9 protein-coding genes are annotated in these 13,595 nt (G+C 43.8%); 5 read left to right on the forward strand and 4 right to left on the reverse strand.

Features of this window, described 5'->3' with window-relative positions; all coding sequences use genetic code 11:
* Nucleotides 1-186: 186 nt before the first annotated feature.
* Nucleotides 187-906: an NUDIX hydrolase gene (locus GRFL_RS01645; RefSeq protein WP_083642888.1), complete on the forward strand. Its 720-nt coding sequence runs from the start codon at nt 187-189 to the stop codon at nt 904-906.
* A gap of 25 nt (nt 907-931) precedes the next feature.
* Here the strand turns inward: GRFL_RS01645 and GRFL_RS01650 are convergent, their stop codons facing one another.
* The 4 genes from GRFL_RS01650 to GRFL_RS01665 form a co-directional block, all read right to left on the reverse strand.
* Complete coding sequence (locus GRFL_RS01650; protein WP_083642890.1) at nt 932-1,600, reverse strand: helix-turn-helix domain-containing protein; 669 nt, start codon at nt 1,598-1,600, stop codon at nt 932-934.
* Complete coding sequence (locus GRFL_RS01655) at nt 1,569-3,473, reverse strand: tetratricopeptide repeat-containing sensor histidine kinase (RefSeq protein ID WP_083642891.1); 1,905 nt, start codon at nt 3,471-3,473, stop codon at nt 1,569-1,571. Before GRFL_RS01655 ends, GRFL_RS01650 begins: the two co-directional genes overlap by 32 nt.
* 416 nt (nt 3,474-3,889) lie before the next feature.
* Entirely contained in the window at nt 3,890-5,230 is a 1,341-nt protein-coding gene (locus GRFL_RS01660) for a sensor histidine kinase (RefSeq protein WP_083642893.1), read from the reverse strand.
* On the reverse strand, nt 5,220-6,563 hold the full coding sequence (locus tag GRFL_RS01665; protein WP_083642894.1) for a sigma-54-dependent transcriptional regulator: 1,344 nt from the start codon (nt 6,561-6,563) through the stop codon (nt 5,220-5,222). Before GRFL_RS01665 ends, GRFL_RS01660 begins: the two co-directional genes overlap by 11 nt.
* A 202-nt stretch (nt 6,564-6,765) precedes the next feature.
* Between GRFL_RS01665 and GRFL_RS01670 the strand changes: the two genes are divergently transcribed.
* From GRFL_RS01670 to GRFL_RS01685, 4 genes are read left to right on the forward strand one after another with little or no spacing between them, the layout of a single operon-like run.
* Nucleotides 6,766-8,019: an efflux RND transporter periplasmic adaptor subunit gene (locus GRFL_RS01670; protein WP_083642896.1), complete on the forward strand. Its 1,254-nt coding sequence runs from the start codon at nt 6,766-6,768 to the stop codon at nt 8,017-8,019.
* A gap of 34 nt (nt 8,020-8,053) precedes the next feature.
* Nucleotides 8,054-8,731, forward strand: coding sequence for an ABC transporter ATP-binding protein (locus GRFL_RS01675; protein ID WP_083642898.1), 678 nt, complete (start codon nt 8,054-8,056; stop codon nt 8,729-8,731).
* A gap of 24 nt (nt 8,732-8,755) precedes the next feature.
* A complete protein-coding gene (locus GRFL_RS01680) occupies nt 8,756-11,173 on the forward strand; it encodes an ABC transporter permease (protein WP_083642899.1) in 2,418 nt (805 codons plus the stop codon).
* An 18-nt stretch (nt 11,174-11,191) separates the two neighbouring features.
* Nucleotides 11,192-13,579, forward strand: coding sequence for an ABC transporter permease (locus tag GRFL_RS01685; RefSeq protein ID WP_083642901.1), 2,388 nt, complete (start codon nt 11,192-11,194; stop codon nt 13,577-13,579).
* Nucleotides 13,580-13,595: the final 16 nt, after the last annotated feature.

A 13,595-nucleotide genomic window follows, 5' to 3' on the forward strand; every position in this document is an offset into this window, starting at 1 on the left:
CTTTCTAAATAGAAACTAAGTGAAATGTTAAAATGTAGTTATGGTTTATTTGACTACAAGTATAATTAAAATTTGTAAATTCACAATAATTAAACGCTCAAAAAAAGGTTTGAATAAAATTGAAATTGAATTATTAACAATTCAATAATTTATTTCCAAAAACCTAATCTTAATTATATTTGGCGCATGAAGAAAAAGCTGATCAACCAGGAAACCGGAGAATTAGAGGATAGCAGTGTACTGAAATCGGTCACTATCGACAGTGTGATTTTCGGTTTTGAGAACGGGCATCTGGAAGTGCTTCTTGTCAAACACGCCCTGGGTATCAGGAAAGGCCAGTGGGGGCTTCCCGGAGGCTGGATCAAAAAAGACGAAGGCATTGACGCCGCAGCAAACCGCTTATTGCTGGAGCTTACTGGGCTTGACCAGATCTTTCTGGAACAGCTCAAAGCCTTTGGTGACCCAGATCGTTTTCCTATTGGCAGGGTGATCACCATTGGCTATTACGCGCTCATCAACAAAGAAAAATACAATATCAAGGCTGGTTATACCGCTTCGGAAGCCAAATGGTTCAGGCTGAAAAAGATCCCGGACCTTATTTACGACCATAACCAGATCCTGGAATTCAGTTTGAAACAGTTGCGTCGCAGGGTTCGCCAGGCGCCGATTGGGTTTAACCTGCTTCCCGAAAAATTCACGCTTTTACAGCTCATGCAACTCTACGAAGAGATCCTGGACATTCAGATGGACAAGTCCAACTTCCGCAGAAAATTCCTGAAAATGAAATTACTCGTGGGTTTAAAAGAGAAACAGCAGGATGTGTCGCATCGCGCGGCTAAGCTCTATAAATTTGATAATGAGATCTACGAGCAGCTGACCACCCGGGGTTTTAATTTTGAATTCTGATCAAGAACCCTTCTTCTTTCAGCTATTAGATAAAGCCTTTTTCCCGTGCTTTCAGGATGAGCTCCCGATCTTCTTCCACTCCGAAAACCTGCTTCAGGTTGCGCTTTCGTTTTTCAATACCGGCCAGCGATAAAGGCAGAACCGCCGGCAGATCCTTCATTTTAGCGCCCTGAGAAAGCTCATGCAGCATTCGCCGATCTATCGAATCCACGGTGTAATCATTCAATAATTGTTTCCGCATCAGTTCCCGCACGGTCTTGCTATAGTAAGGCGGTTCCGAAAGCACTGCTTCGATCGCCCGCATCAGCTCCTCAGGAGTGAGATCATTCTTTACGAGTAACCCGTCAGGATCCATATTTTTCAACAGACTGTTGAGCCGATAATTATCAGTAAAAGTGGTGGAAACGATCATTTTTGCCTTCATTCCATTCTTTTTCAGGAAAACACCGATATCTTCCCCGGAAAGGAATTTATTTCCCTCTTCCTGTGGCAGCTGGATATCCAGGAAAACCAGGTCCAGACTGGCAAGAAATTGCCGATCCTGCAAAAAGACCGAAGCTTCACGAATGCTCTGGCAGATTTTGATCTTCAACTGCTGTTCGCGTTTTTCCAATACCTTCCGAAGCGCCCACTCGTACGAATTGGTGATGAGCGGGTGATCGTCAAGAATGAATGTGTGAAATATATTTTCCATTTTCTGAAGGAATTTCAATTACTAAAGTGGTTCCGTTGTTAGAAGCGATGTTCCAGTGGCCATGTAATTTGGTGACGCGCTGGTGAATGTTCCGAAGACCGATTCCCTTTTTCTCCTTTTGCTGGAGAAAGCCCCGGCCATCATCCTGAATAGTTATTTTCAATCCGTTTTTATTTTCACTCAGCTGGATGTTCATCTTATGAGCTTCGGCGTGCCTGATGCAATTCTGTATCGCTTCCTGGATAATCCTATAAATATGAACTTTCACCTCGTTCGGCCAGTTCTCCCAGTCTGTATTTTCATCGATCAGGAGCATTTTTGTACTGGTAAGCGCCTGTTTTTCCGCAACGAGGTTCTGAAGAATTTCTGAAAAGCTGGATTGGGAACTATTGATCTCGTTCACCATTTCATGGGAGATAGATCTAATCTCCTTTTCCAATCCCTGCAATTCATCCAGGTAACTCCCAAAACGCTCCAGCCCCTCTGGCGGCAAAAGTGTTTTAGAATCTTCCCTGATGATCCCAAGGCTCATTCGCAGTCCAAAAAGTTTGCCCAGAACCCCGTCGTGCAATTCACTAGCGATTCGGTTTTTTTCCATATTTTTCGCCTGTTCCAGTTTTTCCTGTTGCGAATAAAGCAATTCATAGATCCTCGCGTTCGCTTCCTGCTGCTCCTTCTCAAAGACCAGCTCCTTATTCCGTGAGCGTTGTTCCCGTAAATAATAAATAAGTAGAAAGATCACGGCCAGCACAATCGCCCCCGCAATAAACCAGCCTCGCTGCTCGCTTAAGAATTCGGCTTTCTGAATGTATTCATCGGTTTCATAACGTACACGGGCAAATTTGTTCCGGATCAGCCGTTCTTCTTTCACCAGGCTGTCATTCAGCTGGATATAACGCTCCAGGTGTTGTTTGGAATGCAAAGTATCTACTGCACCAAGTTCCTTTAGAGACTCCAGAACATACATAAAATCATGGTATTGCACCGCCTGATCGCGCGCTTCTTTCAGTAACCGAATGGCTTTTGATGCACTGTCACCAGCGATCGCGTATTTCGCAAGATGGATCTTGTTGGTGGCAATTCCTGAAATATGCTGAATTTCTTCCCGAATTTTCAACGCTTTTTCGCTCATCCCCCGGTAATCTTCCGAAGTAGTTCCGCTTAGAAAATAATTCAGGGCCAGGTTATCCAAGGCCATAGCATACAACCGCGGGTTGTCTTGTTCCAGGTTTTTGACCTTCAGAACTTTCTGAAAATACGCAACCGATTCTTCATATTTTCCTTGTTCCTGGTAGACCACGCCAATATTGTTATAGCTCGTGGCCATCAAAATGCTATCCTGCAGCTCCTCCAGTTGCTTTAGTGCTTTCTGATGGAAACTGATCGCGTTCTCGTAATTTTCCAGGCCGTTTTCCACGATGCCCATGTTGGTATAGGCGAGGTAAAGCTGCTTGTGCTTCCTGAGTGGCTCCAGGATCTGGAGCGCTCGCACCGTAGTGGTCTCACTACCGATATAGTCTTTAACCGATTCCTGCACCACACCCATATTCAGAAGCATCCTGGCCGCGTAATACGTACTGTCTACTTCCATGAACAGCTGGTACGCACGGTAAAAATGAGCATAGGAACTGTCATTGACGGTTTGCCGGTAAAAAAAATTGCCCAGGTCCCAATGCGCTTCCGCAGTTTTATACACATTCTGCTCTTTTCGGGCCAGTTCAAAGCTTCGCTCGTTCCATTTTCTGAAAGGCAGCGAGTCGTTTTCCAGGTAATATTTATAAGAAATCTTGAATGCCAGCTTCAGTTTAAGACTGTCGTTGGAAGTTTCCCGGTAACGATCAATCAGGGAATCAATTGGTTTGGCCTGGTACAAATTAGCCGATTTTGCCGAAAAGATTCCGACGAAAAAAATGATCAGGATACTACTAATACTGCGGATGGGACTTGTTTTTTGTAACGGCTACAAATAAATAAAAAAAGCTGGACTTCCTAATTTCTGAAAGCAGAAACTCCAAAATTTCAGAAATAAACTGAAATTTTCTTCGGAAGAATTACCGGCTTCTGAAGCCTTTACAAACACAAAAAAACACTTTCTGGAAATAAACAATCCGGATCTTCAGTCTTATCCCTACATAAAACTGGCTCCGGATTGATTTAAAAAACTAAAGTTTGAGCCGCAAAATAATTTTTTTCAACTTTTTAAAAAATACAGAATCCATACTATTATTACTGTTTTTCCGTAATTATCCCTGAAATTTCATCCTTTCATTGAAATTATGCTGAGAATTTTTAGAAAATAAGGGAAACCTGGGTGCCTTTTTCCTGGAGAGAATCGATCTGGATTTTTCCGCCATGCAGGGTCATGATCTGGCGGGATAGACTGAGGCCAATACCACTCCCCTGCTTCTTGGTGGTGAAAAACGGAACAAAAATGCGGTCTTTAATCTCTGGCGGAATGCCAGGACCGTTATCGATGACCAGGATCATTTTTTTGCCATTCGGTTTTTGAAGGGCTTTGACAAGGACTTGCGGCTCTGCTTCATTTTGACAGGCTTCGATCGCATTTAAGATGAGATTGATCAGGACCTGTTCCAGCAAATAAGTATCAGCCTCAATTTCCATCTTTTCATCCAAGACTTCGAATTGTAAGGTATTCGAACCGATATTTTCCGAAGAGCGCATCAATTGCTCCAGATCCTGAAACAATGTCTTCAAAAGAACAGTTTCCTTGCTCAGGCTGGTCACTTTATTCAGGCTGCGATAGGTTTTCGCGAATTTCATCAATCCGTCACTTCGTTTTTCGATGCTGCCGAGCCCGGCGTCCAGGTCTTCCAGGTCCAGGGCTGCCTGCGAATCTTCGATATGCCGGCGAACAGAGCTTTTCAGTGTATTGGCAAGCGATGAAATGGGCGCGATGGAATTCATGATCTCATGCGTCATCACGCTTAGCAGCTTTTTCCAGGCTTCGGACTCGGTTTTGTTCACCGTATCATCAATATTATGGATCACGATGAGTTTACACGAACTCGAATCCACCTTGAAAATACTATGCGAGGCGATCACTTTTAAATTCTCATTCCTGATCTTAAGATCGATCGTCGCTGGTTGCCGGTGGTAAGTTTCAAACAGTACCTGATAAATTTCAGGTGTCCGGGATCTTACAAATTTGATATTCTTAAAATGCGGAACGTCCAGCAGTTTTTCAAAAGCCTCGTTCATCCAGAGAATCCCGCCAGTCTCCAGATCATAAGCCAGAATCCCCACATCGATCATCTCCAGTATTTTCTGTAAATACAGGTATTGCACCTCTTTTTCTGAATTCATTTCGCGAACCGTCTGGTTCACGGTATTGAAACCTTCGTATAACCGCCTGATGTCGTCAGGTTTATTTTCTGCCAGGTAATTCCTCGAAAAATCCCGAAATTTAACCGCTTCGAAAAAATCATCGATCACGCTGAAACGTTTGCTGAAAAACCTGGAAAAGTTATAAACGAGAAAGATCATAAAAAGAAGACAGGTTCCGGCAGCCACCCAGTTTTGTTGCAATACGAGCCAGGATATTCCCAGCGAAAAAAGCGCCAGCACCACGACCCGCAGAAAAATAGAGATATGATAACTTTTAAAGGTCATATTTATCAAGCCTTCTGTAAAGTGCCGCACGAGTGATACCAAGCTCTTTTGCCGATTTTGAGATATTTCCCTTGTTTTTATCGATGACCTTTAAAATGGTATTTTTTTCCACCGTTTCCAGTCTAAGATCATCCATTTCCTGCTGATCAGGAACTGATTCTATCGCTGAAAATGACAAATCCTGGTCTTTTAATACGCTTTTTTCGGCCATGATCACTGCCCGTTCCACCACGTATTGCAGTTCGCGCACATTCCCCGGAAATGGGTGCTTTTTCAGTTTTTCCAGAAAACTCTTTTCGGTTTTAAAAGGTCCTTTTCCGTATTTTTCAGCATAGAGATCCAGGAAATACCGTGTGAGCAGTGTAATATCGGTACCCCTCGCCCGCAGTGGCGGCATCAGGATATCCACGGTATTGATCCTGTAAATAAGATCCTTTCGGAATTTAGATTCATCAGAAAGTTCCGAAATCTTCAAATTGGTAGCGCAGACCAGCCGAATATCAATCGGCACCAGTTCGTTAGACCCCAGCGGTGTAATCGTCCTGTTCTGAAGAACCGTAAGCAGCCTGGCCTGTTGCCGCAAACTGATATTCCCGATCTCATCCAGGAAAAGTGTGCCGCCATTGGCCGCCTCAAACCGTCCTTTTCGATCTTCCCGGGCATCCGTAAAAGCGCCCTTTTTATAACCGAAGAGTTCACTTTCAAAAAGCGTGGAAGTAAGTGCTCCCACATCCACTTTGACGAATGGTTTGTTTTTTCGTCGGGAATTATCGTGAATGGCCCTGGCAACGAGGTCTTTCCCGGTTCCATTTTCGCCCAGAATCAGGATATTAGCATCGGTTGGGGCTACCTTTTCTATTTTTGCAAAGACGTTTTTGATTTCCTCACTTTCCCCTACAATTCGGGTATCACCGGCCTTTTGTTTGATCTGAGCGCCAGGTTTCTTCTTTTTTCGAACCATTTCCGTAACCGACTCGATCACTTTTTCGTTCTGCCAGGGTTTGATGATAAAATCTGAAGCGCCTTCTTTCAGTGACCGGATGGCCAGTTCGATATCTCCGTAGGCGGTGATCAGGATGACATCGGTCTCCGGGCTTAGTTCCTTGATCTTGTTCAACCAGAAAATCCCTTCGTTCCCCGTATTTACGAGTCCGTTGAAATTCATATCGAGGATCACGACATCGAATTTTTTAGCTGAAATGATCGCGCTTAAGTTGGAAGGTTTTTTTTCAACAGCGATTTCAGCCACATGAGATTTCAGCAGGAGTCTCAAGGCTATCAGCACATCAGGATCATCATCGATGACCAGAATTTTGGCGTCTTTTAACTGCATGTCACAATATTACGATTTATTGAGGGCTTCCTGAATTTTGCCATCTGGAAAAAAACAAAGGCTTAAAATTGTTTTAAAATCGAACAGGAAGTGTCTCAAAACCGAACACTTTTAATTACCTGAAAATACGTATTTTACTGATTTACAATGTTCTAAAATTGTGGCATCAAATTGATTATCGAATACCTGAAATTGAATATTTATGGACATCCCTTTAGAAAAGAAACGTTTTACACCTAAAAAAATAGCCATGATGGCCGGTGGTTTATTACTGGCCCTGCTCATTCTTTTTGTTATTTTCAGTTCAAGCGGTAATTCCAAACTGAATGTAGAAAGAGAACGCATTACGATCAGCACCGTAAAAGAAGGCAATTTTCAGGAGAATATACCCGTGAACGGCGTGGTGCTTCCCCTTACGACCATTTACCTGGATGCTATGGAAGGTGGCCGGGTGGAAGAGCGTTTTGTGGAGGATGGCGCCATGATGAAAAAAGGTGAGCCCATTATCAGGCTTTCTAATACCGACCTGGAGCTGAGCCTGGTTAACCAGGAAACGCAGGTTTATACGCTGCTCACCCAAATACAAAGAACACAGAATGCTTCCCGAGAAAATACCATTAATAAGCTGAACCAGCTTACCGACGTGGAAAACAGCCTGAAGGAAGCCAAAAGAGAATATGACCTCAACTCCAAATTATATGAAAAGGGCGCCGTTGGCCGGCAGGATTTTGAAGAATCCAGGAATAATTACGAATACCAAAAAGAACGGCTGGCGCTCACCCAGCGTGTGCTCGTACAGGATTCTGTTTCTTCCAGAACAGAAACCAGGCAGGCAAAGGAATCGTATGAAAGAACCCGCAAAGCACTGGAGCTAATGCGCAAAAAAGTAGAAGACCTGGTAGTGAAGGCACCGGTAGACGGGCAATTAACCGCCCTGGATGCTGAAATTGGCCAGTCCAAAAACAAGGGAGAACGCCTGGGGCAGATCGATGTGATTAGTTCCTACAAAGTGCAGGCTGAGATAGATGAACATTATATTTCCAGGATCTTCAGCGGGCAGCGCGGTTCATTCACTTTCAACGGAAATAATTACCAGTTGGAGATCAAAAAGGTGTATACGCAGGTTAGCAATGGTCGTTTCAAAGTAGATATGCACTTCACGGAAGGAGTTCCTGAAAATATTCGTCGCGGTCAAAGCCTTCAGGTAAAACTGGCGCTGAGCCAGGAAAAAGAAGCCAGGCTCATTTCCAAGGGAGGATTTTTTCAACAAACCGGCGGAAACTGGATCTTTAAGCTTTCCGAAGATGGAAAGACGGCCTATAAAACACCTATTAGCCTGGGAAGCCAGAACATCGAATATTACGAAGTTTTAGATGGACTCCAGCCTGGTGACCAGGTAATTACCTCCAGTTATTCTAATTTTGGAGAAGTCGAAGAACTGGTTATCAACAACTAACAGCAATTAAAAAACGGACAAATACGGAATCATCATGATCAAAATCACCAATCTGGAAAAATATTACAAGACCGAAGAAGTACAGACCATCGCGCTCAACAAGCTTTCTTTTGAAGTGAAAGAAGGCGAATTTGCCGCGATCATGGGCCCATCGGGTTGCGGTAAATCCACGCTTTTAAATATACTGGGGCTTCTGGACGATCCGGATGGCGGAAGTTACCTTTTCAATGGTACGGAAGTCTCCGGGTACAACGAACGCCAGAGAGCCAGGTTGAGAAAGCACAATATCGGCTTTGTATTCCAGAGCTTTAACCTTATTGACGAACTCAGCGTGTTTGAAAACGTCGAACTTCCGCTCATCTATACCGGCGTGAAACCGGCTGAGCGAAAAGAACGCGTGCATCAGGTACTCGAAAAAATGCAGATCATGCATCGCCGGAAGCATTTTCCGCAGCAATTATCGGGAGGGCAGCAACAGCGCGTAGCCGTAGCAAGGGCGGTCGTCAATAACCCAAAGATCATTCTTGCCGATGAGCCTACCGGAAATCTGGACAGCAGTAACGGGAACGAGGTAATGGATCTATTAACCGAGCTTAATGAAGCCGGAACCACCATCATCATGGTAACGCACAGCGAACATGACGCGAAGTTCAGCCACCGAATCATCAGGATGCTGGACGGGCAAAAAGTCACTGAAAATGTTTTAGTCTAGGGATCATTCATCAATCAAAAAATCATGTTCAAAAACTATCTCATTATCGCCTGGCGGAATCTTCGGAAAGAGAAAACTTTCACGTTTCTGAATGTTTTCGGGCTTTCTGTTGCATTTGGTACGGCAATCCTCCTTTCGATGTACGCGCTTTTCGAACTGTCCTACGATCGGTTTCACGAAAACAGCGATTCGATCTACCAGGTCTATCAAACCGAGCACAACCGGAATGGTGCACAGCTGAGTATTTCCAAACCGATTCCCTTCGCTCCGGCGCTGAAAGAAGAAGTCCCCGGCGTGGAAAAGATCACCCGTTTTAACGGCGGAACCGCACTCCTCACGCATGGTGAAAAACAGCTTAGAATGTCAGCCGTTTTCGTGGACCCGGAATTCTTTTCCATCTTCAGTTTTCCGGTAATTGAGGGGAGCATGAAGCCCGTTTCAGAAAATGCAGAGATCGCGATGACGGAAAAAGCTGCGGAAAAGCTCTTCGGAAAAGAAAACCCCATCGGGAAGACCGTGAGTATTTTTATAGATGAACAGGAAAAAGCTTTCCAGGTCACCTCTATTATCCAGGATATTCCTGACGAAAGCAGCCTGAATTTTGAAGTGGCGCTGAATTTTAAAAGTCAGTCGCAACGAGCTTACGGCAGAAATATCGATCGCTGGGATAATTCCAATCATGAGGTTTACCTGCAACTTTCAGAAGGCACCATCCCCGAAAAGTTTGAAAAAGCCACCCGTGATTTCACGGCCAGGCATTATGAGGGCTATCTTGCCGACGCCAGAAGAGATGGGGTGCAGCCAGATGCCAACGGGCAGTATTTGCAACAGAGACTACTACCTATTACTGATTATCGTTTCGCTTCTGAAAAAGACGGTGTGGCCGTGGTCAATCGTATCTATCCCTACCTCGTGCTGGGAATTGCTTTCCTGATCCTTTTCATTGCCAGCGTCAATTTCATCAATATGAATATTGCCAAAAGCTCACAACGACTTCGGGAAATTGGGATGCGAAAAACACTGGGAGCGGGAAAAAACCAGCTATTCCTGCAATTCTGGGGAGAAAGCCTGCTGGTTTTCCTGGGAGCGCTGTTGCTGGGTTTACTGCTGGCAAACCTGCTGCTTGAACCTTTCCAGACGTTATTCAATACACGCGCTTCATTTAAAAACGTAATAAGCTTCCGGAATATTTTCGGTTTTGTGGCCGCTATTTCGTTCATCACTTTCATCGCTGGCGGTTACCCGGCATTGTTGCTCAGCAAACTGGGCACACTGAAAGCTTTAAAAGGAAAACTGAACCTGGACGGCGGGCAGCGATTGCGAAACAGTCTTATTATTGTACAGTTTTGCATCGCTATCCTTCTCATCAGCGGGACTTTGGTGCTTTGGAATCAGCTGGAGTTTATGCGGAATAAGGATCTCGGTTTTAATAAAGAACAGGTCATTACCTTTCCGTTAAACGGCAAACAGGATGACTTCAGAAACCTACAATTATTACGAAATGAACTGACTGGCAAACCGGCAATTAGGAGTATTTCCGCAGCCAATACCAATTTGGGAAGAGGCCGTGATCATACGACTTCCACCAGCGTGATGACTTTCGATCACCATAATAAAACCGTTCGAACCAATGTCATGACGGTAGATCATGATTACGCCGAAACCGTAGGACTGGAAATTTTGCAAGGCCGCAGTTTTGACCGTTCTCACGCCACCGATAGTCTTTCGCTCGTCATCAACGAAGCCATGGCCAGGGAACTTGGTGGGGAAAATATCCTGGAGGAGACCATTTACCTGGAGGATTCCATCCGTTTTTCGGTCATCGGGATTGTGAAAGATTATAATTTTCAGGACCTGGATCGCGAGATCGAACCGCTCACGATATTCCTGAATCCACAATGGAATATGCGTTACGCCTATATCAAAGTAGCACCCGGAAACCTTAATGCAGCGTATGACCAGGTCAAGCTGGCCTGGAATAAGATCGAGCCAAATGCTGAATTTTTAGGATCATACCTGGATGAAAATATAGACCGAACCCTGTCCCGTGAGCGTTCCATGATGACCATGATCACCAGCGGTTCGATCATAGCGATCATTTTAAGTTGCGTAGGCCTCTTCGCCATTTCACTGCTGGTGGTTTCCCAAAAACGAAAAGAGATCGGTATACGCAAAGTGGTAGGTGCCAGCGTGGGAAACATCACCGTACTGCTCACTTCCAGTTTCCTGAAACTGGTGGGAATTGCTTTTCTGATCGCCACGCCCTTTGCCTGGTATTTTAGCGGAAAATGGCTCGAAAATTATCCATACCGAATTGAACTGAATGTCTGGATCTTTCTTATTTCGGGGCTCATCGCCTTTGGAATTGCCATTTTCACGATCAGTTTCAGAACACTACGAGCGGCACTTCAGAATCCTGTTAAAAGTCTACGAACCGAATAAAACCATCAACTACTCATCATGATCAGGAATTATTTTAAAATAGCTTGGAGAAATATTACTGGGAATAAAACCTATTCGGTAATAAATATCGCCGGATTAAGTATTGGTCTGGCTTCATTTTTACTAATTGCAACCGTAGTAATCAATGAACTTAGTTACGATAAAACCTGGTCTAAGAGTGAGCGTACATACAGGTTACTAAGCGAAAATACGGCTCTGGGTGAACTTGATGAATCTACCAATGCACCTATAGCACCTCAGCTCGCTGCTAATTTTGATCAGGTTGAAACCTATAGCAGGATTCGAAGGAGTAATTACGATTTCAATATCGAGAATGATCCGGTAAGTTTTGATGTTCTGGAAGTGAACCCAACAATATGGGATGTTCTTGACTTTGAAATTTTGCAGGGAACTCCAAAGGAATTCGTTGAAGGTTACCCAAACCTGGTGATTTCTGAAAAAGTACTGGAGCAATATTTTCCCGATTCCCATCCTGTAGGGCAGATTATTAAAGACATATCAAATACCGGAGCAGCAACCGAATATTATATTTCAGGAGTAATAGAAAACCTGCCAGTAAACACCCATCTGCGAGCAGATATGCTGGTAATTTCCGAACCACGGTATACAGATTTTTCCAGTGATTTTACGCCTTATGCCATACAGTATATCGTTCTGAAACCTGGAATCTCAAAATCTGACTTTACAGTTGCTGCAAACAACTGGCTGCAGCATTTGCCAAATGCCGATAAAAACATGAAAATTCAGCTTCAGCCGATGGAGGATATTTACCTGAATTCAGATGGTTTTTTTCAGAAGATCAAAGGAAATAAACGCAATATCAAAATTTTATCCGGCGTTGCGATCTTACTACTGCTTATTGCCTGTATCAATTTCGTCAATTTAAGCACGGCCAGAACTATAAAAAAGATCAGGAATACCGGATTAAGAAAAGTTCTTGGAGCCAGCAGGAAATCTTTGATCACGCAATTTTTAACAGAATCCTTTCTTTTCTTCGGAATCAGTTACGCCTTTGGTCTCGGTATTTATTACCTCTTTTTACCCTATCTCGAAGCATTCCTGGGAAATCCATTATCGCTAACAGTGGTGGGAAGTATCCAGCTTTTAGCAGCCAGTTTTGGTGTCATCGCCCTAATTAGTCTGCTTACCGGAATGTACCCTGCCTGGCTTATCTCTAAACCGAACGCGGCTAATGTGATTTCCAATAATTTTCAAACCAGCAGGAATTCCGAATATTTTAGAAAAGGCCTGGTAGTTACCCAGTTTGCGATCACTATTGGCGTGCTGGTTGGTTCACTGGTAGTCAATAATCAGCTGGAATTCCTGAATACAAAAGATCTGGGATTCAATAAGAATGACCTTTTCAGAATTAGTTTTACCAAATGGGGCAATAAAGGTGCGGCCTTTGAGAAAGAGATCAAGCAAATTGCAGGGGTTCAGGACGCCAGCATCGGGCAATGGATTCCTTCCAGTGCGGGAGGAACTTTTAGCCGCGATGTGGATGATCCTCAGTCTCCAGGTGCAAAAGTAACCACCTGGTATATCGATGCCGATCAAAATTTCTTTTCTACGCTTCAGCTTCAGCTTATTGAAGGACGGAGTTTTGAAAATGAATTTTCCGCAAAAAAAAGATTAGCCCCAGATACTTCCGAAGAAGAATTAGAGAAAGAAAAGGCAAAACCTGTTTTAATTACGGCATATACTGCGGAACGATTGAATATTGATGAGCTGAATAAACCTTATAAACAGCTGAACGGAATTCCGGTGGGAATTATTAAGAATTTCCACAATCAGTCTTTGCGAAACCCGATGGCACCTACGATTGTAAGGGCGATTGAAAACCCGGAATACGGGAATATGCTGATTCGATTGAATACGGAACATCCGCACCAGGCTGTGGCCCAAATTCAGAAAAAATATATGGAGTTTTTTCCCGGAAACCTTTTTCAAAGTTCCTGGATTTCCGAAGATCTCGCCCATGAATTTAAAGCTGAAAATAAGCTGAGAACAGTGCTGCAGATCTTCAGTTTGCTCATCGTTTTCCTTTCCTGTCTGGGATTATTTGGTCTTATCACCTTTATGGTTCAGAACAGAACAAAAGAGATCAGTATTCGAAAGGTTTTGGGAGCATCGGTGGCACAGATCGTACATATTTTTTCAAAAGATTCACTGAAACTCATTTTGCTTTCCGCAGTATTAGCGATTCCGCTCGCCTGGTATTTACTGGACAAATGGCTATCCGGCTTCCCATATCGAGTAGAAATTGGACTTTCGGTTTTTGTCCAAAGTGCGCTGGCAGTTATGATAGTCGCCATGATGACGATTGGAGTGCGCATTGTACGAGCAGCTTTTAAAAACCCGGCAGATAATCTTAGAACCGAATAACTCATCAACCAAAAGA

This window comes from Christiangramia flava JLT2011 (assembly GCF_001951155.1).
Lineage (GTDB): Bacteria > Bacteroidota > Bacteroidia > Flavobacteriales > Flavobacteriaceae > Christiangramia > Christiangramia flava.

What these genes read in the sequence shown, in the direction of transcription:
- GRFL_RS01650 (WP_083642890.1), bottom strand. Translation starts at nt 1,600, where the DNA reads ATGGAAAATATATTTCACACATTCATTCTTGACGATCACCCGCTCATC.
- GRFL_RS01685 (WP_083642901.1), top strand. Translation starts at nt 11,192, where the DNA reads ATGATCAGGAATTATTTTAAAATAGCTTGGAGAAATATTACTGGGAAT.
- GRFL_RS01680 (WP_083642899.1), top strand. Translation starts at nt 8,756, where the DNA reads ATGTTCAAAAACTATCTCATTATCGCCTGGCGGAATCTTCGGAAAGAG.
- GRFL_RS01665 (WP_083642894.1), bottom strand. Translation starts at nt 6,563, where the DNA reads ATGCAGTTAAAAGACGCCAAAATTCTGGTCATCGATGATGATCCTGAT.
- GRFL_RS01660 (WP_083642893.1), bottom strand. Translation starts at nt 5,230, where the DNA reads ATGACCTTTAAAAGTTATCATATCTCTATTTTTCTGCGGGTCGTGGTG.
- GRFL_RS01675 (WP_083642898.1), top strand. Translation starts at nt 8,054, where the DNA reads ATGATCAAAATCACCAATCTGGAAAAATATTACAAGACCGAAGAAGTA.
- GRFL_RS01645 (WP_083642888.1), top strand. Translation starts at nt 187, where the DNA reads ATGAAGAAAAAGCTGATCAACCAGGAAACCGGAGAATTAGAGGATAGC.
- GRFL_RS01670 (WP_083642896.1), top strand. Translation starts at nt 6,766, where the DNA reads ATGGACATCCCTTTAGAAAAGAAACGTTTTACACCTAAAAAAATAGCC.